Source organism: Streptomyces sp. NRRL F-5727, from assembly GCF_000719555.1.
GTDB lineage: Bacteria > Actinomycetota > Actinomycetes > Streptomycetales > Streptomycetaceae > Streptomyces.
In genome coordinates, this window is record NZ_JOGX01000107.1 from 1 (window position 1) to 20,665 (window position 20,665).

Sequence of the window (20,665 nt, forward strand, 5' to 3'; positions counted from 1 at the left end):
TCGGGGGGATGCGGGGCGGGGTGGGGACGGCGGGTCTGCGTCTGGGGTCGGGGATCACGGTGGCGGCCCTGGTGGTGGTGAACGCGGTGGGTTCGGCGGTCGATCCGGCGTCCGGTGTGCTGTACGGCGGGCTCTTCGAGGAGGGTCCGGCCGGCGCGGGGGCGGTGCGGCCGGCGCGGGCGGTGCACGAGGCGGCGGTGCGGCGGCTGGCCGAGGCGCGTGCCGCGTCGGTCCGGCCGCCGCTGAACACGACGCTGGCGGTGGTGGCCACGGACGCGGTGCTGACGCGCGCGCAGGCGCAGAAGGTGGCGGGGACGGCGCACGACGGGATCGCGCGGGCGATCCGGCCGGTGCATCTGATGAACGACGGCGACACGGTCTTCGCGCTCGCCACGGGGGCCCGTGAGCTGCCGGCCGGGGAGGGGCCGCTGGCCCTGAACGAGGTCCTGGCGGCCGGCGCGGACCTGGTGACGCGGGCGATCGTCCGCGCGGTCCTGGCGGCGCCGGCGGGGCTGCGCGGGCCGGGGGGCGACTTCCCCTCGTACGGGGAGCTGTACGGCCCGGCCCCGGAGCCATACTCCCGGTAACAGAAGGGGAGTTGGGAGGGTGGAGGGGGGCGGGAACTTCCGTCGGCGGCCCCTCGTTTTCCGTAACCCCGGCCCCGTTGTCGGACCCAGGGACTACGTTAAGCAAGCACCAAGTGACATGCGGCGACGGCCTGGAGACCCTCTTGAACGATCCGCGGGATCACCTCGATCCGTACGAGACGACCGAGACGCACGTCGAGCGGCTTCTCGGCCGGGCGCTCAACTCCTTCGACCTGCCCGACGCGATGGTGGAGCGCCTGGAGTCGGCGCTCGCCCACTCCACCGCGCTGCACTCCTCGCACCACAGCTCCTCGCTGCACCGCACCACCTACCGCCACACCTATCTGCTGTCCGACGGCAGCGTCCTCGTCCTGTGGGAGCTCACGCACAACGCGGGCCGGGACGGCGCCGAGCAGCACGAGCTGTACACGGAGGAGGCGGAGGCCCGGCTGGCCGCCTCGCGGCTGCCCGCGGGTCCGCTGCCGGAGTGGACCGTGGAGCGGGCCGACGGGCGGCCGCTCGGCGAGGACGACGACCTGACGGCGCTCGGTGCGCTGCTGGCCCGTCCGATACCCGCCCAGCCCCGGATGTACGTGCCGGACAACTCGGCGGACCACGCCCGCCGCGTCCTGCGCCGCGCGGAGAACGAGGACCGGCCGGGCGAGCGGACGGCCCGCCGGCTGCGGATCGCCTTCGCCCACCACATCACCCAGGTCTTCGGCCGCCACTGCCCGGTGGAGGGCGGCCGGGAGGCCGGCTTCACCCTCTACGAGCACCAGTTCCTGCTGCTCGACGGCACCGAGGTGAGCCTCTGGGAGGTCGAGCACACCGCCACCCCGGACGGCCGGCACATGTGCGAGGTGTACGAGTCGGAGGCCGCGGCCCGCGGGGCGATGGAGGCCCGCTCCCGCGTCGTCTGAGCCGCGGCGGACCCGCCGGCCCGGCTCAGACCTGGGCCGGCACTCCCAGGGCCCGTACGGCGAACTCACGGTTGGCCAGGGTCTGCTCGCGGTACGGCGCGGGCAGGTCCGGCAGGGCGAGGAGGCGGTCGCAGGCGGCGAGCGAGGCGGCGTGGTCGCCGACCCAGTAGGCGGTGATCGAGTACTCGAAGAGCAGCCCCCAGCGGTAGACCCACGGCTGGACGAAGAGCAGGTCCTCGGTGGGCGCGGGCCGGTCGACGGCGTCCGTCAGCAGGGCGTGCGCGGTGTGGTGACGGCCCGCCAGCCGGAGTCGTGAGGCCAGTTCGTACACGGCCTCCAGGCGTTCCGGGCGGGCCTCCCGGGCGCGGACGAGGGCGTCCTGGCCGGCGGGCCAGTCGCCGGCCTCGGCGGCCAGCACCCCGGCCTGGAGCAGCGCGTAGTAGACCTCCTCGGCCCAGCCGCCCATGGCCGCGCGCCGCTCGTAGAGTCCGATCGCCTCGCCCGTGCGGCCCATGTCCCGCATGGTCTGGGCGAGGTAGAAGACCGTGCGCGGATTGCCCGGGTCGCGGACGAGTTCGGCGCCGAGGAGGCGGGCGTCCCGCTCGAACTTGTCGTGCCGTGAGCCGCCGTCGGCGTGGTCCTCGATGACCAGCGCGTCCAGGTTCCGCTGCTCGTCGTGGCGGTCGGCGGTCAGGTACTCGTGGGTGACGCCCTCGTACCGCCAGGGGAGCTCCGCCCGGACCAGGCGCTTGATCCGGTACTCCACCTCGCCCTCGTGGCGCAGCATGTACGCGTCGGCCGTCAGCTCCGGCAGCGGCCCGTCCTGGCGCAGCACGTGGTCGGCGTCGAGGAGCAGCAGGTAGCCGTCCCGGCCGGCGGCGCGGAGCCGCTCCCGGGCGCGGGCGATGTTCAGGCTGCGGTTGTGCCCGAAGTTCACCCAGGGCTCCTCGACCAGCTCCCCCGGGATCCCGTCGAGGGCCTTTCTGATCAGGTCCTGGGTGCCGTCGGTGGAGCCGGTGTCGGAGATGACCCAGGTGTCCACGAGGTCTCGGACGGAGGCGAGGCACCGCTCGATGACCGAGGACTCGTTCTTGACGATCATGCACAAGCAGAGGGACGGCCGCATGGCAACACCACTTCTCGCGGTTCGGTCGGGGGGCGACGGTAGGCACGGCCCGGCGGGGGCGCGGCGGCGGCGCGCCGACAGGGGGTTCCGCGTTCGCCGTCGCGTACGCATCCATTCGGCTGGCCCCGCTAGGCCATGGCGCTGAGAGTGCCTTCGGGGCCGTCAAGTCTTCGCAGCCGCGATCCGATGAACCGATGGGAAGTTCATCCCACGATCCGGTTCCGGGAGTCGTTCCCGTACGGATCCCCCACCGGCACTCGCGCCGACGCCGCCGGGCGTCGGCGGAGGAAGGAGCACCCTCATGCGTCCTGACCCCAGGACCCGGTCCCCGCTCGGTCCGCTGCCCCGGCGGCGCGCCTGGCTCGGTGGCGGCGCGCTCGCCTCGGTCGCGCTCGTCCTCGCCGGCTTCGCGCCGACCGCCTCGGCGTGGGGCACCCCGCAGACGCCGGTCGCGGACTCGGCGTCGTCGAACCCGATGACGGGCTGCAAGCACAAGGCCCTCCCGGGCTCGCCGGGCACGGAGGCCCTGGAGCAGGAGGCCGTCACCGCCGACCCGCGGACGGCGTCGGCCCCGACCACCGGCTGCAAGGGCCCCACGGGCCCCACCGGCCCCAAGGGTCCCAAGGGCAACACCGGTCCGACCGGCCCGAAGGGCCCGAAGGGCGACACCGGCCCCACCGGCCCGACCGGCCCCAAGGGCCCGACCGGCCCGAAGGGCGCGACGGGCGCGACGGGCGCGACCGGTGCCACCGGAGCCACGGGTGCCACGGGTGCCACGGGTGCCACTGGTGCCACGGGTGCCACGGGTGCCACGGGTGCCACGGGTGCCACGGGTGCCACGGGTGCCACGGGTGCGACCGGTGCCACGGGCGCAACGGGTGCCACGGGTGCCACCGGCCCCACCGGCCCGTGCATCGACGTCGACGCCTACAACCCGGACGAGAGCCGCGAGATCAAGGCCGCTCTCAGCGCCGGAACGACGTACATCGGCATCCGGGACCTCGAACCGAACGTCACGCCGTTCGTGTGGACCGACCTCACCGACCCGATGCTGCACCCCGGGTACCCGACGACCGCGTGCGCCGTCTCCGTCGCCTCCCAGGCGAACAACGTCTCCGTCCAGGTGCTCACCACCGGAGGCGAGGTGTGGGAGACGCTGTGCGACATCGTCCCCGGCACACCGGACACCCTCGACTGTGTGGGTACCCCCACGGACGAGCTCGGCCCGTGGACCGAGCTCACGACCCCCGGCGCCCCGCCGCTCAACCGCAGCAGCAGGTTCCTCGACATGCTGAAGAAGTGAGCTGAGCCGGACGAGGGGCGGTGCGCTCGCGGTGCGCACCGCCCCTCGCGGGTCCGGCCCCTCCTGTCCAGGGGCCGGTCAGGCGGCCACGGTCACCTTCGCGTCGGCGGCCGTGGCGGTGGTCTCGGTTCCCTCCGGGGCGGTCTTCCGCATGCTCTTCAGCAGGATGACGAGTGCGGCGCTGACCAGGACGCCCGCCAGGATCGCGAGCAGGTACAGGAACGGGTTGCCGATCAGCGGGATGACGAACACCCCGCCGTGCGGGGCCCGCAGGGTGCACTCGAAGGCCATCGACAGGGCGCCGGTGACGGCGCCGCCCGCCATCGCGGCCGGGATGACCCGCAGCGGGTCGGCGGCGGCGAAGGGGATCGCGCCCTCCGTGATGAAGGAGGCGCCGAGGACCCAGGCGGCCTTGCCGTTCTCGCGCTCGGTCCTCGTGAAGAGCCGGCCGCGGACCGCGGTGGCCAGGGCCATCGCCAGCGGCGGGACCATGCCGGCGGCCATGACCGCGGCCATCACCTTGAGGGAGCCCTCGTTCGGGGTGGCGAGGCCGCCGACCGCGAAGGCGTACGCGACCTTGTTGAGCGGACCGCCGAGGTCGAAGCACATCATCAGGCCGAGGATCACGCCCAGGATGACCGCGTTGGCGCCGGAGAGGCCGGAGAGCCAGTCGGTGAGGGCGGACTGGAGGCCCGCGATCGGCTTGCCGATCACCAGGAACATCAGGAAGCCGACGGCGATCGACGACAGCAGCGGGATCACGACCACCGGCATGATGCCCCGCAGCGCGGCGGGGACCCGCACCCGCTGGATCGCGAGGACGGTGCCGCCCGCGAGGAGACCGGCGGCGAGACCGCCGAGGAAGCCCGCGTCGATGGTCAGCGCGATGGAGCCGCCGACGAAGCCGGGCACGAGACCGGGCCGGTCCGCCATCCCGTACGCGATGTAGCCGGCGAGCACCGGCACCAGGAAGGCGAACGCGAGGCCGCCGATCTGGAACATCAGCGCGGCCCAGCTGTCGATCTGCCCCCAGGCGAAGTGCTCGGCGACGGACGGGGCCTTGTCGATGTCGTAGCCGCCGAGGGCGAAGCCCAGGGCGATCAGGAGACCGCCGGCCGCGACGAACGGCACCATGTAACTCACGCCGGACATCAGCCACTTGCGCAGCCTGGTGCCGTACCCCTCCGCGGGCTCCCCGGCCCGCTCGACGGGGGTGGGCGCCGCGGCGGCGGTCGTCTCGCCGCGCTCGGCCCTGCCGCGCACCTCGCCGATCAGCTCGGCGGGCCGGTTGATGCCGGCCTTGACGCCGACGTCGACGGTCGGCTTGCCGGCGAACCGTTCCTTCTCCCGTACGGGCACGTCGTGGGCGAAGATCACGCCGTCGGCGGCCGCGACGACCGCCGGGTCGAGCCGGGTGAAGCCGGCCGAGCCCTGGGTCTCCACGACGAGCTCGACGCCCGCCTCCCGGCCGGCCTTCTCCAGCGCCTCGGCGGCCATGTAGGTGTGCGCGATGCCGGTGGGGCAGGAGGTGACGGCGACGATCCGGAAGGGACGCGCCTCCGCGACCGGGGCGTCCGGCTCCGGCGCGGGCACGGTCTCCGGCGCGGGCACGGTCTCCGGCGCGGGCACGGGCGCCGGCGCCTCCTCCCCCGCGATCATCGCCGCCGCCTCCGCCGGGGAGTCCACGGCCCGCAGCGCGCCGGTGAACCGCTCGTCCATCAGCTGCCGGGCCAGCGACGACAGGATCGTCAGATGGGCGTCGTCGGCGCCGGCCGGGGCGGCGATCAGGAAGATCAGGTCCGCCGGGCCGTCGGGGGCGCCGAAGTCGACGCCGGCGGCCGAGCGGCCGAAGGCGAGGGTCGGCTCGGTGACATGGGCGCTGCGGCAGTGCGGGATGCCGATGCCGCCGTCCAGGCCGGTCGGCATCTGGGCCTCGCGGGCGGCGACGTCGGCCAGGAAGCCGTCCAGGTCGGTCACCCGGCCGAGCGCGACCATGCGCTCGGCCAGCGAGCGGGCCGCCGCCTCCTTGGTGTCGGCGGACAGGTCGAGGTCGACCAGGTCCGCGGTGATCATGGTGCTCATCGCGGGCTCCCTTGCTCGCTGAGGACGGCGTCCAGGGGTACGTCGGAGGTGACGGTCACGGCGGCCGGGTCGAGGTCCGCCGGGGTGGGCATCTGACTGCCGGGCAGCTGGACGGCGGCGGCGCCGTGGGCGACGGCGGCGGCCAGCGCCTCCGGCCCTTCGCCACCCGCGGCCAGGAAGCCGGCGAGGGAGGCGTCGCCCGCGCCGACGTCCGAGCGGACGGCGGGGACGGCGGCGCTGCCGAACCAGGTGCCGGCGGCGCTGACGAGCAGCTGCCCGTCGGCGCCGAGGCTGGCCAGGACCGCGCCCGCGCCCCGCTCCCGTACCTCCTCGGCGGCCTTCACGGCGTCGCCGACGGTGTGGAGGGGGCGGCCGACGGCCTCGGCGAGCTCGTCCGCGTTGGGCTTCACGACGTCCGGCCGGGCGGTGAGGGCGGCGAGCAGCGAGGGCCCCGAGGTGTCGAGGGCGATCCGGGCGCCGGCGCCGTGGGCGCGGGCGACGAGCCGGGCGTACCACTCGGGGGCGAGGCCGCGCGGGAGGCTGCCGCAGCAGGCGATCCAGGCGGCGGCCGGGGAGTGCGCGCCGACGGTGGCGAGGAGCGACTCGGCCTCCTCGGGGGTGAGTTCGGGGCCGGGCGCGTTGATCTTCGTCAGGGTGCCGTCCGGCTCCGCGAGGGCGATGTTGGAGCGGGTCTGGCCGGCGACCGGGACCGGGGCGACCTCGATGCCCTGGCCGGCGAGGAGCTGGGCGACGAGGGCGCCGGGGGCGCCGCCGAGGGGGACGACGGCGACGGTGCGCCGGCCGGCGGCGGCGACCGCGCGGGAGACGTTGACGCCCTTGCCGCCGGGGTCGACGCGTTCGGCGGTGGCCCGCAGGACCTCGCCGCGGTCGAGGCCGGGGACCTCGTACGTACGGTCCAGGGAGGGGTTGGGGGTGACGGTGAGGATCATGCGCGGACGACTTCCGTTCCGGCGGCCTCGATGGCCGCGGCGGTCTCGGGGGCGAGGCCGCTGTCGGTGATCAGCAGGTCGACGTCGGCGAGGGCGCCGAAGCGGGCGAAGTGCTCCTCGCCGTGCTTGGCGGAGTCGGCGAGGAGGACGACCCGGCGGGCGGAGGCGAGGACGGCCCGCTTCACGGCCGCCTCGGCGAGGTCGGGGGTGGTGAGGCCGTGCTCGGCGGAGAAGCCGTTGGCGCCGACGAAGGCGACGTCGGCGCGGATCTCGCCGTAGGCGCGCAGCGCCCAGGCGTCGACGGCGGCCCGGGTGCGGTGCCGGACGCGGCCGCCGACCAGGTGCAGGTCGATGCCGGGGTGGTCGGCGAGCCGGGCGGCGGCGGGCAGCGCGTGGGTGACGACGGTGAGCGCGCTGTCGAGGGGGAAGGCGGCGGCGAGCCGGGCGACCGTGGAGCCGGCGTCGAGGACGACGCTGCCCTCGCCGGGCAGTTCGGCCAGGGCGGCGGCGACGATGCGGTCCTTCTCGTCGGCGGCGACCGCCTCGCGCTCGGCGAGGTCGGGCTCGAAGTCGAGCCGGCCGGCGGGGATGGCGCCGCCGTGCACCCGGCGGACGAGCCCGGCCCGGTCGAGGGCCTTCAGGTCGCGCCGTACGGTCTCGGCGGTGACCTGGAACTCCTCGGCGAGGGAGAGGACGTCGACCCGGCCGCTCTCGCGGGCGAGCCGGAGGATCTCTTGCTGTCGCTCGGGTGCGTACATGGTGGTTTCGTGTCCGTTCGGTGCCCGAACCTGTGGTTTCGGTGTCAGGCTACGCCTCCGTTTCCCCGAAGTAAACGGATCCGGGCATTCAAGCGGGCATGAACGGACATCGGGTCCAAAGACCCGGGCATGCGGACGCCGAAGGACCCGGGGCACGGGGAAGGGCCGGGGCACGGGCAAGGCCCCGGCGCGGGAAAGGGCCGGGCACGGGAAGGCCCGGGCACGCGGAAGGCCCGGGCACGCGGAAGGGCCCCGGCACGGGAAGGGCCCCGGCACGGGAAGGGCCCCGGCACGGGAAGGGCCCCGGCACGGGAAGGGCCCCGGCACGGGAAGGGCCACGAGCCGTCGCAGGGCTCAGGAGACGAGCGCCGGCTCCTTCTCCGCGGCGGCCGGCTCGTCGTCGCCCGCGCCGCCCTCCAGGTGCTGCTTCGGCCTGGCCGGCAGGGCGAACATCACCAGGAAGATCCCGGCGAGGACCACCGCCGCCCAGCCCAGGGAGTTGCGGAAGGCGTCCGTGAACGCCGTCGTGATCTCCTGCGGGGCCTGCTTCAGCCGCTCCTCGTCGAAGGTGCCGAAGAACACCACCGACACCAGGCCGAGCCCGATCGCGTTGCCCATCTGCCCGGTCATGTTGATCAGGCCCGAGGCCGAGCCCGCGTGCTCCTTCGGGACCTCCGACAGCACCGCGTCGGTCAGCGGCGCCACGATCAGCCCCATGCCGAGACCCATCACCACCAGCGCCGGGATCATCTGCCAGGACGTGATCTCCGCGCCGTACCGCCCGGCGACGAAGAAGTACAGCAGGATGCCCGCGCCCATGGTCAGCGCGCCCGCCTGGAGCACCTTCCGGCCGAAGCGCGGCACCAGCAGCTGCACCGACATGCCCGCCGCCATGGAGACCGCGATCGAGAACGGCACCCCGGTCAGACCCGCCCGCAGCGCGCTCCAGCCGAGACCGAGCTGCATGTAGAGCGTCCACACCAGGAAGAAGATGCCGAGCACGATGCCGAAGGTCAGCTGCACGGCGATGCCGGCCGCGAACGACTTCACCCTGAACAGCGACAGCTCGACCAGCGGCGAGCCGTCCTTCTTCGTCTTGTACCGCTCGTACGCCACGAGGACGCCGAAGACGACCGGGCTCGCCGCCATCATCAGGTGGCCCCACAGCGGCCAGTCCAGCTCACGGCCCCGGGTCAGCGGGTAGATCAGCAGGAGCAGCGCCGCCGTGACGAGCACGACGCCGACCAGGTCGAGGCGGAGCGCCTTCGGCGCCTTCGACTCGGTGATGAACTTCCGGCCGAGCAGCAGCGCGGCGACGCCCACCGGCAGGTTGATCAGGAAGATGGGCCGCCACTCCAGGCCCGCGATGTTCCACTCGGTGAGCAGCGCGCCGAGCAGCGGGCCGGAGACCGCGCCGAGGCCGACGATCGCGCCGAACAGGCCGAAGACCTTGCCGCGCTCGTGCGGCGGGAAGGTGACGTGGACGATCGACAGCACCTGGGGCACCATCATCGCCGCCGCCGCGCCCTGCAGGAGGCGGGAGGCGACCAGCATCTCCGGGTTGGCGGCGACGCCGCACAGCGCGGAGGCGAGCGTGAAGCCCGCCGTACCGAGCAGGAAGAGCCGCTTGCGGCCGTAGATGTCGCCGAGGCGGCCGCCGGTGATCAGGCCGGCCGCGAAGGCCAGCGCGTAGCCGGCGGTGATCCACTGGATCGCGGTGGTCGTGGTGCCCAGGTCGTGCTCGATGCTCGGGATCGCGATGTTCACGATCGTGGCGTCGACCAGGTCCATGAAGGCGGCCGTCATGACGATGGCCAGGGCGATCCAGCGTCTGCTGTCCCCCGTGCCGCTGCTGTCCGCCCCCGTGGCGGCTTCGGTCTCGTGTGCGCTCATAGGAGGACCATAGAAGTGCTCTAGGTCAGAGCGCGTCCTATTTCCCCCGCATCATGGGCTCATGACGGACACCCCGGCACGACTCCTCAATCTGCTCTCGCTCCTCCAGACCCCGCGCGAGTGGCCCGGCAGCGAGCTCGCCGACCGGCTCTCGGTCTCCCCGCGCACGATCCGCCGCGACATCGACCGGCTGCGGGACCTCGGCTATCCCGTCGAGGCGACCCGGGGGGCCGTCGGCGGCTACCGGCTCGTCGCCGGTACGGCGATGCCGCCGCTGCTCCTCGACGACGAGGAGGCCGTCGCCATCGCCGTCGGCCTCCGGGCCGGTGCGGGACACGCCATCGAGGGCGTCGACGAGGCGTCCGTACGGGCCCTGGCCAAGCTGGAGCAGGTCCTGCCGGCGCGGCTGCGGCACCGGGTCTCCACGCTGCAGAACGCGACGATCCCGCTGACCCGCGGCGACGGCGCCACCGTCGCGCCCTCCACCCTCACGGCCCTCGCGGGCGCCGTCACCGGCCGCGAACGGCTCCGGTTCAGCTACCGCGCGGGCGACGGCGCCGAGACGAAGCGGCTCGTCGAGCCGTACCGGCTGGTGTCGACGGGCCGGCGGTGGTACCTCGTCGCGTACGACCTCGGGCGCGACGACTGGCGGACCTTCCGGGTCGACCGCGTCACCGACCCCTTCGCGACCGGGGCGCGCTTCACTCCGCGGGAGCTGCCGGAGGGGGACGAGGCGGCGTACCTGGCGCGGTCGATGACGCGGGCGCAGGGGGAGGTGGACCTGGACGTCGAGTTCGGGGCGGCGGCGGAGGTCGTCGTCGCGCGCCTCCCGGCCCACCTCGCGCCGGTCGCGACGGGTCCGGAGACGTGCCGGCTCCACGCCCGCGTCACCGACTCCGTCGAATGGGTGGCCCTCCGCCTGGCGATGATGGACGTCCCCTTCAAGGTCCACGCCCCCACGGCTCTGCGCACCCACATCCAGACCCTCACCACCCGCCTGACCGCGTCCCTCACCTGACGCCCCGCCGGGCGGCGGCCGCCGTTTCGTTGTGGGCCATCGTTCCGCCCCCAGCGGAACGCCTGCCCACACGGGCGTGCGGCAGCCGGCGCCGCCCCGGTCCCGTGGGGGGTCAGGCCACCGCGTCGAAGCCTGTGTCCCGGGCCATCTTCTTCAGTTCCAGGAGCGCGTGCTTCTCGATCTGGCGGATCCGCTCCCGCGTCAGCCCGTGCTCCTTGCCGACCTCCGTCAGCGTCCGCTCGCGCCCGTCCTCGATGCCGTACCGCATCCGGATGATGGACGCCGTCCGGTTGTCGAGCTTGTCGATCAGGTCGTCCAGCTCCTCGCTGCGCAGCAGCGTGAGGACGGACTGCTCCGGCGAGATCGCCGAGGTGTCCTCCAGCAGGTCGCCGAACTGCGTCTCGCCCTCGTCGTCGACCGACATGTTGAGCGAGACCGGGTCGCGCGCCCAGTCCAGGACGTCCGTGACCCGCTCCGGCGTGGAGCCGAGCTCCTCCGCGACCTCCGCGGGCTCCGGCTCGCGCCCGTGCTCGCGGTTGAACTCGCGCTGGACCCGGCGGATCCGGCCGAGCTCCTCCACGAGGTGGACGGGGAGCCGGATGGTGCGGGACTGGTCGGCGATGGACCGGGTGATGGCCTGGCGGATCCACCACGTGGCGTACGTGGAGAACTTGAAGCCCTTCGCGTAGTCGAACTTCTCGACGGCGCGCACCAGGCCCGCGTTCCCCTCCTGGATCAGGTCGAGCAGGGGCAGTCCGCTGCGCGGGTAGCGTCGCGCGACGGCGACGACGAGCCGCAGGTTGGACTTGATGAAGAGGTCCTTGGCACGCTCGCCCTCGGCGGCCAGCGCCTCGAGCTCCTCGCGGGTCGCCCCGGCCGCCCCGGTGTCCTCCACCTCGCCGTCGAGGATCTGCTGGGCGTAGACGCCCGCCTCGATGGTCTGGGAGAGCTCGACCTCCTTGGCGGCGTCGAGCAGGGGTGTGCGCGCGATCTCGTCGAGGTACATGCCGACCAGGTCGCGGTCGGCGATCTCCCCGCCCACGGCGCGAACGCTGCTTGCCCGGCTGCCCCCGCTCGCGGCGGTGGACTGACGACGGGCGACGGCACGGGTTGCCATGCGTGCTCCCTTGCTGAGTAGGTCGCGACACCCTTACGGGTGCCCTGCATCCGACGGAAACAACGACCGGAATCGGGACAGAATTCCCGGGAGGCTCAGGATTTTCGCGATCATGCAGTATCCTGCGCGGCCACCGGCCCGCCCGGCGGTCTGCCGCCGGGACGGATCCGCAGGTCAGAGCCCACGGAACGACCCTCCGGGCCTTCCCCGACCACGCTGTCGGTGAGACGGCCGTCACACGGTCGGACCGTCCGCCCTTCTCCCCTTACGACGTGGGAACGGGCGGGGAAGTTGCCTCGCCGGCGGATCCACGCCCCGCGGCCGAGCCCGCCTCCGCCCCCGGGTGTAGGTCCCGAGCCCGTTACGGGGCGGGCGCCGCCCGCCTTACCGTCCCGCCCATGGACACCACCGGCATCGGCACCACCGGCATCGGCACCCCCGGCATCGGCACACCCGGCATCGACACCACCGGAGTCGACACCACCGGAATCCTCGACGAGGCCCTCGAACGGCTCCACACCACGGGACCCGAGCGGAACGGCTGGCTCACCAACCACGCGCCGATGGCCGTGGAGGCGCTGGCCCGGCACGGGCACTCCGCCGCCGTGCACCGCTGGCTCGACGCGTACGCGCGGAAGCTGGAGGACGCGCCCGCCCCGTCCGCCCCGGTCACCGCCGGGACCTGGCGGGAGGCGCTCGGCGACCCGGCCCGGATCACCGACTGGACCCGCTACTTCGGGCGCGAACTGGCGGACCGGCCGTGGCGGGACGTGCTGGCGGAGTGGTGGCCGCGGCTGCTGCCGGGCATCGCGGGCGGCGCCACGCATCCGGTGATCCGCACCGGGCACGCCGTACGGACCCTGCTCGCGCCCGGCGGGGAGACCGCGCCCCGGCGGGCCGAGCTGGCGCACGCGCTCGGCTACTGGGCGGCGCGCCACCAGCCGCTGCCGCCGCTCGGCGCGCTGGCCCCCGCGCCGGACGCGGCCGCCGCGCTCGCCGCCGTACCGCCGGTCCCGGAGCAGGAGGGCGGGATCCGGGAGCGGCTCGCGCAGCTCACGGCCTTCCCCGCGTGGGGCGCGGAGACGGAGCCCGAGACGGCACGGGAGCGGCTGGCGGAGCTGGTGACGGCGGCCGTGCACCGGTACGCGACGCACGGGCACGGCGAACCGATCATGCTGGTGCACGCGGCGACCGCGCCCAACGCGGTGCTGCGGGCCCTGCCGGCGCTGCCCCGCGCCCTGTGGGCGCCGAGTCTGGCGGCGGCCTGGGCGGCCTCGGCGGCGGTGACGGCCGCGTACACACCGCGGGAGCCCGCCCCGTACAAGCCGGTCGCTCTCACCTCCGAGGAGGTGTTCGCGCGGGCGGCGGCGCACGGCGACGACCACACGATCAAGTTCGCCGACACCGCTCTCGACGTCGGCGGTCCGCTCGCGCTGGCCGCCGCCGTCCGTGCGGTGGAGCTGAATCCGCCGGTGTTCGGCTGAGGGCTCGACCGAACCGGACTCATCAGAACCGGATGAATTCAGCCGAACCGAATGAAATCATCCGAACCAGACGGACTCACCCGAACTGGACGGACCGCTTGGCGAGTCCCATCCAGAAGCCGTCGATGACCGACCGCTCGGCGTCGAGGTCGCCGGCCGCGTCCGCCGCGCCCATGGTGACGAAGAGCGGGGCGAAGTGCTCGGTACGGGGGTGGGCGAGGCGTCCGGCCGGGGACTTGCGCTCGAAGTCGAGCAGGGCGTCCACGTCCCGGGCGGCGAGGGCCTCGTTCCCCCAGGCGTCGAACTCGGCGGACCAGCCGGGCACGCCGCCGCCGGGGTGCCGGAGGGCGGCGAGGTTGTGGGTGAAGAATCCGCTGCCGACGATCAGCACGCCCTCGTCGCGCAGCGGGGCGAGCCGGCGGCCGATGTCCATGAGCCGGCGCGGGTCCAGGGTCGGCATGGAGATCTGGAGGACCGGGATGTCGGCCTCGGGGTACATCTCGACGAGCGGCACGTACGCGCCGTGGTCGAGGCCGCGGTCGGGGATGTCCTGCACGGGGGTGCCGGGCGCGCGCAGCAGCTTGCGGACGGCCTCGGCGAGCCGGGGCGCGCCGGGGGCGGCGTATTCCACCTGGTAGTAGTGCTCGGGGAAGCCCCAGAAGTCGTAGACGAGGGGGACCGTCTCGGTGGCGCCGAGGGCGAGCGGGGCCTCCTCCCAGTGGGCGGAGACCATGAGGACGGCCCGGGGGCGGGGCAGTCCGGCGGACCAGGCGGCGAGCTGGCCGGGCCAGACCGGGTCGTCGGCGAGCGGGGGCGCGCCGTGGGAGAGGTAGAGCGCGGGCATCCGCGCGTCGAGGGCGGCGTTCATGGCGGGCCTCCGTTTCGCAGCCGGTCTCGAAAGAAGCTTGAAGTTTCAAGCGCAATATATGCAGCGTAAACCTACATAGTTCAACTTTCAAGAATGGGTCGTACGATGGATGGCATGGGTGCCACCGAAGACACAACCGAACCGCGCGAACCGCGCTGGCTCAGCGACGGCGAACAGCGCGTCTGGCGCTCCTACCTCCACGCCACCACGCTCCTGGAGGACCACCTCGACCGCCAGTTGCAGCGGGACGCGGGCATGCCGCACGTCTACTACGGCCTGCTCGTCCAGCTCTCCCAGGCCCCGCGCCGGCGGCTGCGGATGACCGAGCTGGCGAAGAGCGCCAAGATCACCCGGTCCCGGCTCTCGCACGCCGTCGCCCGCCTGGAGAAGAACGGCTGGGTGCGCCGCGAGGAGTGCCCCTCCGACAAGCGCGGCCAGTTCGCCCAGCTCACGGACGAGGGCATGGAGGTGCTGCGGCGGACCGCGCCCGGGCACGTGGCGGCGGTGCGGCAGGCGATGTTCGACCGGCTCAGCCCCGAGCAGGTCGAACAGCTCGGCACGATCATGCGGGTGATGGCGGAGGCCCTGGAACCGGCGGGCCCGGACGCGGACCTGCCCTGGCTCCGCTGAACGGAACCAGGGCCGAACGGAACCAGGGCCGAACGGCCCGCACGCGGACCTGCCCCGGCTCCGCCGAACGGAACCAGGGCAGGGGATCTCCCGGGGGCGACGGGGGTCAGTGCGCGATCACGGGCACCTTCACCTCGTCGTCGGCCCCCTCGCCGGAGCCGGCGACGACGCCGCCCGTGTCCGGCTTCCCGGTGGTGATCAGCACGGCCGCGATCGTCGCGGAGACGACCAGGATGCCGACCGCCCACCAGATCGCGGCGGTGTAGCCCTCGACCATGCCCTGGAGCTGGAGCAGCTTCTGGGCGGCCGGCGTGGTCGCACCGGCGGCGTGGTCGGTGAGGTACGCGGTCGTCGCGGAGGCGGCGATCGTGTTCAGCAGGGCCGTACCGATGGCGCCGCCGACCTGCTGCGAGGTGTTGACCATCGCGGAGGCCACACCGGCGTCCTTCGGGTCCACGCCGTGCGTGGCGAGCGACATGGCCGGCATGAAGGCGGTGCCCATGCCGAGGCCGAGCAGCAGCTGCGCGGGCAGGATCAGCCCCGCGTACGAGGTGCCGACCTCCAGCTGGGTCAGCAGCAGCATGCCGACGGCGGCGGTCAGGAAGCCGGGGGCCATGAGCAGCCGCGGCGGGACCCGGGTCATCAGCCGCGTACCGATCTGGGTCGAGCCGATGATCATGCCCGCGATCATGGGCAGGAACGCGAAGCCCGTCATGACCGGCGAGTAGCCCTTCACGACCTGGAGGTAGTAGGTCAGGAAGAGGAAGAGGCCGAACATCGCGATGACGGCGAGGCCGAGCGACAGGTAGACACCGCCGCGGTTGCGCTCGGTGAGGACGCGCAGCGGCAGCAGCGGGTTCCGGACCCTGGCCTCGACGAGCACGAAGGCGCCGAGCAGCACCACCGAGCTCACGAACATGCCGATCGTGCCGGCGTCGCTCCAGCCCGCGGACTCGGCGCGGGTGAAGCCGTAGACGAGCGCGACCAGGCCCAGCGTCGAGAGGATCACGCCGGGGATGTCGAGCACGGAGCGGTTGCGGCCGCCGGCCGGCTCGCGGATCACCAGGTAGGCGCCGGCGGCGGCGACGATGGCGAACGGGATGTTGACGAAGAAGGTCCAGCGCCAGTTCAGGTACTCGGTGAGGAAGCCGCCGAGGATCAGGCCCACGGCGCCGCCGCCACCGGCGATCGCACCGTAGATGCCGAACGCCTTGGCGCGCTCCTTGGCGTCGGTGAAGGTCACCGCGAGCAGCGAGAGCGCGGCGGGCGCGAGCAGCGCGCCGAAGGCGCCCTGGAGCGCGCGGGCACCGAGCATCATGGCCTCGCCGGTCGCGGCGCCGCCGAGGGCGGAGGCGGCGGCGAAGCCGATCAGGCCGACGACGAAGGTGCGCTTACGGCCCCAGAGGTCGGCGATGCGGCCGCCGAAGAGCAGCAGACCGCCGAAGGCGAGGGCGTAGGCGGTGATGACCCACTGCCGGTTGCCGTCCGAGATGCCGAGGTCCTGCTGGGCGGAGGGGAGGGCGATGTTCACGATGGTCGCGTCGAGCACGACCATCAGCTGGGCGAGGGCGATGAAGACGAGGGCCTTCCAGCGGCCGGGGTCGGGCTGGACGGCGGCCGTCGACCGTGCGGTCTCGGCGGTTCCGGGCATGGGGGTAGCCACCTCTTGGTGCGTAGGTGAAGAAAAAGGACGTTCTGTAAGTCGTAAGTCGGAGAGCCCGTGCGTCCGGGGGTCCGGGGGTCCGGGGGTCCGGGGGGAGGTCCGGCGGACGGGTCAGGGGCGGAGGGCCGCCGTCACGCGTCGCGTCTCAGGTCCTCCAGGGTCACGGCCGAGCCCGGCAGCACGGAGCGGGCGGGCGCCTCCAGGCCGTCGAGGAAGAGCTGGAGATGACGGCGGACGAAGGGGGCGAAGGCGGCGCAGCCGGTGCCGGGCAGCGGCCGGGTGAGCTGGGAGACGGCGACCATCAGGTCACCGGCGCCCACGTCGGGGCGGAGCCGGCCCGCCGCGCGCGCCAGACCGAGCAGCTCCTCGACGAACCCCTCCAGCCGGTCCCGCTCGGCGACGAGGTCGGGGTGGTCGTGGTCGAAGGACGCGTCGAGCATCGGGCAGAGCGCGCCCACCCGCTCGTCCGCGGCGCCGAGGACGAAGCCCCGTACCGCCTCGAAGGCGTCCGCCTCGCCGCTGACGACCGACGCGGCGGCCCGCTCGGCGAGCCCGGCGACCCGGGCGGTCAGGGAGAGGACGACCTCGTGGACGAGGTCGGAGCGCTCGGGGAAGTTCCGGTAGAGCGTGGCGTTGCCGACGCCGGCCCGGCGGGCGATCTCGTCGTACGGGACGAGGGGGCCGAACTCCACGAACATCTCGCGGGCCGCCGTCACCAGCCGCTCGCGGTTGCGCAGCGCGTCGGCGCGCGGCCGGGGCACCCGCCGGGCGGGCGCGGCCTCGGCCACGGGGCCCGCCTGCGGCCCGCCGGTGCGGCCGTCCGCCACGGGACCCGCGCCCGGCGCGCCGGTGCGGATCGCGCCACTCACCTCACGTGCGCCACTCACCATGACCTCCTCAGCCATTGCGACTCCAGCGATTCCGGCTCAGCCGTTCCGGCTCCTCAGCCGTCGGACTTCTCAGCCGTCTCGACTGCTCAGCCGTTCGGACCTCTCAGCCCTCTCGACTGCTCAGCCGTCCCGACTTCTCAGCCACCTCGACCGCTCAGCCGTGGGGGCTGCTCAGCCGTTCGGAGCCATCCGGGGAAACCGTCCCCACTTCGTCGAACTCTCTCCTAAACGGGGAAGGAATCCCCGGATATTTCGGCCCCCACTGTGACCTGCCTCACACCTCACCCCCCGTCGCCGGATACCCACGATCGGTCCACCCGGCGCGCGCCCCCGCACCGCTCCGCACAGGCTGATCGCACGGCAACACGCCGCTGACCTGGCCCCGACCGGAGAGGCGACCGCATGGAGCACACCCGCCGGCGGATACGCAGACCGGTCGCCCTCGCGGCGACCGCGGCCCTTCTGCTCACCGTGCTCGTCTCGGCGAGCACCACGCTCCCCGGGCCCGCCCCGGCCTCGGCCGGCCCGGTGGCCGCCGCGCCGGACACCACCCGCCTCGGACCGTGCCGCATCGCCACCGCCCTGGGTGTGCAGATGTCGGAAGGACTGCCGACCGCCCCCGGGTACGCCCGCTCCACCGGCCGGATCCGGGCCCTCACGCTCATGGTCGACTTCCCCGACGCGCGCGGCGAGGGCACCGCCATGGCCCGCTTCCGCGAGTTCTTCCCGCAGACCTCCGACTGGTTCCGCGTCAGCTCCTACGGCCGGCTCCAGTACCAGGCCGAGACGCCGATACCCGACTGGCTGCGGATGCCGAAACCGTTCTCCTCGTACGGGATCGAGCGCGGCGCCCCGTACGAGCCGGGCTACCGCTCCTTCGTCGAGGACATCGTGAAGGCGGCCGACCCGAAGGTCGACTTCAGCGCCTACGACCTGGTCAACGTCCTGGTGACGCCGAACGCCGGCCCCTCCGCCCTGGACACCGTCCTGTCCGTGACCTTCTCCGGCAACGACGACGCGCCCTACGCCGACGGCGTCCCGCTCGCCAACACGTCCTTCGTCTACAGCCGCCAGGACGACGGCTCAGGCAGCTACCCGCAGACCGGCTACCGCGTCCTCCCCCACGAGAACGGACACGTCTTCGGCCTCCCCGACCTCTACACCGCCGACGGCGGCGGCACGGTCGGCCACTGGGACATCATGTCCGAGGACTGGGGGGCCAACAACGACCTGCTCGGCTGGCACAAGTGGAAGCTCGGCTGGCTCGACAACGACCAGATCCGCTGCGCCTCCGCCACCGGCACCAGCGAGCACCTGCTCACCCCGCTGGCCCTCGCCGGCGGCCCCAAACTCGTCTTCGTCCCGCTCTCCGACACCACCGGCTACGCCGTCGAGGTCCGCACCCGCGAGGGCAACGACGAGGCCGTCTGCGAACCGGGCGTCCTCGTCTACCGCGTCGAGTCCGACGTGGACACCGGCCACGGCCCGGTGACGGTCTCCGACAGCGACCACGCCAGCGGCGGCTGCACCCGCCGCCCCAACGTCCACGCGGAACTCTCCGACGCCCCCTACCGCCCGGGCGAGACCTTCACGGACCGCACCCACGGCATCCGGATAGGCGTGGTCGACGAGACCGCGGACGGCACCTTCCGGGTACGGGTGAGCAGAGGCTGAGGAACACGGGGGGCGGCGGGGGGCGGCCTCACCGCCCCGCGGCCACCGCCGGGCGGCCTCACCGCCCCGCGGCCGCCGCCGCCACCGCCACGGCCTCCCGCAGCTCCCCCTTGAGCAGCTTCCCGGCCCGGTTCCGGGGCAGCTCCTCCTCCCGTACGAGGACGTGCGCGGGCACCTTGAAGGCGGCGAGGCGCGCGGCGACGTGCGCCCGCAGCGCCGCCGCGTCGGCCGTGGCGCCCGCCCGGAGCCGTACGACCGCCCCGACCTCCTCCCCCAGCAGCGGATGCGGCACCCCGACGACGGCCACGTCGAGCACGTCCGGATGCGTCCGGATCACCTGCTCGACCTCCACGCAGTACACGTTCTCGCCGCCCCGGATCACCAGGTCGGTGAGCCGGTCGACGATCGTGACCCGCCCCTCGGCGTCCACCCGGGCGAGGTCACCGGTCCGGAACCAGCCGCCGGGCGCGAAGGCGGCCCGGGTGGCGGCCTCGTTCCGCCAGTACCCGCGGAAGAGCGACTGCCCGCGCAGCCACAGCTCGCCGACCCCGTCCTCGCCGGCCCCCTCGATCCGCACCTCGGTGGCGGGCGAGGGCCGCCCGACGCTGCCCGGATGGGCCCGGTACTCGGCCCCGACGTTGGCGAGGACACCGCCGCAGGTCTCGGTGAGCCCGTACCCGTTCCGGGGATCGATCCGCTCCCCGTACCCGGCGGCGAGCCCGCCGGTGACCCCCGGCGGCGCCGCGGCCCCGCCCGTGCTCAGCAGCACCAGCGACTCCAGCGGATCACCGCTCTCCCGGGCCAGCGCGAGCAGCTCCAGCGCCGTGGTGGGCACCCCCGCGTAATGGGTGACCCGGTGCTCCCGGATCAGCTCCAGCGCCCGGGCGGGATCCCACTTCCGCATCATGACGAGCGTCCCGCCGCCCGCCATCACGGCGTACAGCGAGGTGAAGGCGGCCACATGGAAGAAGGGAAACGTCGTCAGCGACACGACGGGCGCCCCGCCCCCCGGCCGCTCCCCGCGCGCGAGCGCGGCGACCGCGGCGAAGTAGCGCGGATGCATGGCGGCGCCCGCCTGCGCGAGCTGCGTGGCGACGGCCCCCTTGGGCCGCCCGGTCGTCCCCGACGTGTAGAAGATCGTGGCGTCGTCCTCCCCGAGCACCTCGACGTCGGGCGGCCCGAGCAGCGGATCGTCGTCCACCTCGTACGCGACGAACCCGTCCTCCGCCTCCCCCCGGAACACGATCCCCGGCACGCCCGCCCGCCGCGCCCACGCCCGCACCCGAGGCACCCGCTCCCCGTCGACGAGCAGCAGCCCCGGCGCACAGTCGTCCAGGGCGTAGGCGAACTCGTCCTCCGTCCACCAGGCGTTCAACGGCACGGCGACGAGCCCGGCGAGCTGAACCGCCCAGAAGGCCACCTGCCACTCGGGCAGGTTCCGCATGGCGACGACGACCCGGTCCCCCCGCCGCAGCCCGTACTCCCCCACCAACCGCCGGGCAAGCCCGCAGGAGGCGTCGAAGAACTCCCGATACGTGACGCTCCCCCCGTCGTGGACCAGAAACACCCGGTCCCCGAACCCCCACACGACCTCGACGAACTCCCGCAGGCTCCGAGGCCCCCGCACATACACCCCGTCCCGCACCTCGAACGGCCCCCCACCCCCCACAAGCCGCCCCAAGTCCCCGCTCAACCCCACCAC

General features: G+C 73.8%; 17 protein-coding genes. 7 read left to right on the forward strand and 10 right to left on the reverse strand.

What is annotated here, in order from left to right:
- The coding region (locus tag IF73_RS0135905) for a P1 family peptidase (protein ID WP_031015436.1) at positions 1-587 on the forward strand (587 nt) is incomplete at its 5' end.
- 143 nt (positions 588-730) lie between these two features.
- Positions 731-1,507, forward strand: coding sequence for a DUF6227 family protein (locus tag IF73_RS0135910; protein WP_031015439.1), 777 nt, complete (start codon positions 731-733; stop codon positions 1,505-1,507).
- Between the two features lie 25 nt (positions 1,508-1,532).
- Here IF73_RS0135910 and IF73_RS0135915 read toward each other — a convergent pair whose 3' ends face one another.
- Positions 1,533-2,609, reverse strand: a complete 1,077-nt coding sequence (locus IF73_RS0135915) for a glycosyltransferase (protein ID WP_051717673.1) — start codon at positions 2,607-2,609, stop codon at positions 1,533-1,535.
- 325 nt (positions 2,610-2,934) lie between these two features.
- On the opposite strand from IF73_RS0135915, the gene IF73_RS41705 reads away from it, so the two are divergent.
- On the forward strand, positions 2,935-3,936 hold the full coding sequence (locus tag IF73_RS41705; protein ID WP_063833510.1) for a collagen-like protein: 1,002 nt from the start codon (positions 2,935-2,937) through the stop codon (positions 3,934-3,936).
- 78 nt (positions 3,937-4,014) lie between these two features.
- Here the strand turns inward: IF73_RS41705 and IF73_RS0135930 are convergent, their stop codons facing one another.
- The 4 genes from IF73_RS0135930 to IF73_RS0135945 form a co-directional block, all read right to left on the reverse strand.
- A complete protein-coding gene (locus tag IF73_RS0135930; RefSeq protein ID WP_031015447.1) occupies positions 4,015-6,018 on the reverse strand; it encodes a fructose-specific PTS transporter subunit EIIC in 2,004 nt (667 codons plus the stop codon).
- Positions 6,015-6,968, reverse strand: coding sequence for a 1-phosphofructokinase (gene pfkB / locus IF73_RS0135935; protein ID WP_031015449.1), 954 nt, complete (start codon positions 6,966-6,968; stop codon positions 6,015-6,017). The genes IF73_RS0135930 and pfkB overlap by 4 nt, the downstream gene beginning before the upstream one ends.
- Positions 6,965-7,726: a DeoR/GlpR family DNA-binding transcription regulator gene (locus tag IF73_RS0135940; RefSeq protein WP_031015451.1), complete on the reverse strand. Its 762-nt coding sequence runs from the start codon at positions 7,724-7,726 to the stop codon at positions 6,965-6,967. The genes pfkB and IF73_RS0135940 overlap by 4 nt, the downstream gene beginning before the upstream one ends.
- Before the next feature lie 354 nt (positions 7,727-8,080).
- Positions 8,081-9,619 (reverse strand): MFS transporter, encoded by a 1,539-nt coding sequence (locus tag IF73_RS0135945; RefSeq protein ID WP_031015453.1) that lies wholly within the window; start codon positions 9,617-9,619, stop codon positions 8,081-8,083.
- A 61-nt stretch (positions 9,620-9,680) separates the two neighbouring features.
- On the opposite strand from IF73_RS0135945, the gene IF73_RS0135950 reads away from it, so the two are divergent.
- A complete protein-coding gene (locus IF73_RS0135950) occupies positions 9,681-10,637 on the forward strand; it encodes a helix-turn-helix transcriptional regulator (RefSeq protein WP_031015455.1) in 957 nt (318 codons plus the stop codon).
- Positions 10,638-10,749: 112 nt separating this feature from the next.
- Here IF73_RS0135950 and IF73_RS0135955 read toward each other — a convergent pair whose 3' ends face one another.
- Entirely contained in the window at positions 10,750-11,754 is a 1,005-nt protein-coding gene (locus IF73_RS0135955; protein ID WP_031015456.1) for a sigma-70 family RNA polymerase sigma factor, read from the reverse strand.
- A gap of 398 nt (positions 11,755-12,152) precedes the next feature.
- Here IF73_RS0135955 and IF73_RS0135960 point away from each other — a divergent pair, with 398 nt between their 5' ends.
- Positions 12,153-13,238, forward strand: coding sequence for a questin oxidase family protein (locus IF73_RS0135960; RefSeq protein ID WP_078868437.1), 1,086 nt, complete (start codon positions 12,153-12,155; stop codon positions 13,236-13,238).
- A 76-nt stretch (positions 13,239-13,314) separates the two neighbouring features.
- Here the strand turns inward: IF73_RS0135960 and IF73_RS0135965 are convergent, their stop codons facing one another.
- Entirely contained in the window at positions 13,315-14,106 is a 792-nt protein-coding gene (locus IF73_RS0135965) for a dioxygenase (RefSeq protein WP_031015459.1), read from the reverse strand.
- 114 nt (positions 14,107-14,220) lie between these two features.
- Between IF73_RS0135965 and IF73_RS0135970 the strand changes: the two genes are divergently transcribed.
- The gene (locus IF73_RS0135970; protein ID WP_107049393.1) at positions 14,221-14,736 is read left to right on the forward strand and encodes a MarR family winged helix-turn-helix transcriptional regulator; all 516 of its coding nucleotides are present in this window, start codon (positions 14,221-14,223) and stop codon (positions 14,734-14,736) included.
- Positions 14,737-14,842: 106 nt separating this feature from the next.
- On the opposite strand, the gene IF73_RS0135975 is transcribed toward IF73_RS0135970, so the two are convergent.
- Both IF73_RS0135975 and IF73_RS0135980 read right to left on the reverse strand, forming a co-directional pair.
- Complete coding sequence (locus IF73_RS0135975; protein ID WP_031015463.1) at positions 14,843-16,387, reverse strand: MFS transporter; 1,545 nt, start codon at positions 16,385-16,387, stop codon at positions 14,843-14,845.
- 143 nt (positions 16,388-16,530) lie between these two features.
- Entirely contained in the window at positions 16,531-17,187 is a 657-nt protein-coding gene (locus IF73_RS0135980; RefSeq protein WP_031015465.1) for a TetR/AcrR family transcriptional regulator, read from the reverse strand.
- A 504-nt stretch (positions 17,188-17,691) separates the two neighbouring features.
- Here IF73_RS0135980 and IF73_RS0135985 point away from each other — a divergent pair.
- Positions 17,692-18,963 carry a M6 family metalloprotease domain-containing protein gene (locus IF73_RS0135985; protein ID WP_031015467.1) on the forward strand — a complete coding sequence of 424 codons (1,272 nt, stop codon included), beginning with the start codon at positions 17,692-17,694 and terminating at the stop codon, positions 18,961-18,963.
- Between the two features lie 58 nt (positions 18,964-19,021).
- On the opposite strand, the gene IF73_RS0135990 is transcribed toward IF73_RS0135985, so the two are convergent.
- Positions 19,022-20,665 (reverse strand): class I adenylate-forming enzyme family protein, encoded by a 1,644-nt coding sequence (locus IF73_RS0135990; protein ID WP_031015469.1) that lies wholly within the window; start codon positions 20,663-20,665, stop codon positions 19,022-19,024.

What these genes read in the sequence shown, in the direction of transcription:
- IF73_RS0135965 (WP_031015459.1), bottom strand. Translation starts at nt 14,106, where the DNA reads ATGAACGCCGCCCTCGACGCGCGGATGCCCGCGCTCTACCTCTCCCAC.
- IF73_RS0135945 (WP_031015453.1), bottom strand. Translation starts at nt 9,619, where the DNA reads ATGAGCGCACACGAGACCGAAGCCGCCACGGGGGCGGACAGCAGCGGC.
- IF73_RS0135930 (WP_031015447.1), bottom strand. Translation starts at nt 6,018, where the DNA reads ATGAGCACCATGATCACCGCGGACCTGGTCGACCTCGACCTGTCCGCC.
- IF73_RS0135940 (WP_031015451.1), bottom strand. Translation starts at nt 7,726, where the DNA reads ATGTACGCACCCGAGCGACAGCAAGAGATCCTCCGGCTCGCCCGCGAG.
- IF73_RS0135970 (WP_107049393.1), top strand. Translation starts at nt 14,221, where the DNA reads ATGGGTGCCACCGAAGACACAACCGAACCGCGCGAACCGCGCTGGCTC.
- IF73_RS0135955 (WP_031015456.1), bottom strand. Translation starts at nt 11,754, where the DNA reads ATGGCAACCCGTGCCGTCGCCCGTCGTCAGTCCACCGCCGCGAGCGGG.
- IF73_RS0135985 (WP_031015467.1), top strand. Translation starts at nt 17,692, where the DNA reads ATGGAGCACACCCGCCGGCGGATACGCAGACCGGTCGCCCTCGCGGCG.
- IF73_RS0135975 (WP_031015463.1), bottom strand. Translation starts at nt 16,387, where the DNA reads ATGCCCGGAACCGCCGAGACCGCACGGTCGACGGCCGCCGTCCAGCCC.
- IF73_RS41705 (WP_063833510.1), top strand. Translation starts at nt 2,935, where the DNA reads ATGCGTCCTGACCCCAGGACCCGGTCCCCGCTCGGTCCGCTGCCCCGG.
- IF73_RS0135950 (WP_031015455.1), top strand. Translation starts at nt 9,681, where the DNA reads ATGACGGACACCCCGGCACGACTCCTCAATCTGCTCTCGCTCCTCCAG.
- IF73_RS0135960 (WP_078868437.1), top strand. Translation starts at nt 12,153, where the DNA reads ATGGACACCACCGGCATCGGCACCACCGGCATCGGCACCCCCGGCATC.
- pfkB (WP_031015449.1), bottom strand. Translation starts at nt 6,968, where the DNA reads ATGATCCTCACCGTCACCCCCAACCCCTCCCTGGACCGTACGTACGAG.
- IF73_RS0135915 (WP_051717673.1), bottom strand. Translation starts at nt 2,609, where the DNA reads ATGATCGTCAAGAACGAGTCCTCGGTCATCGAGCGGTGCCTCGCCTCC.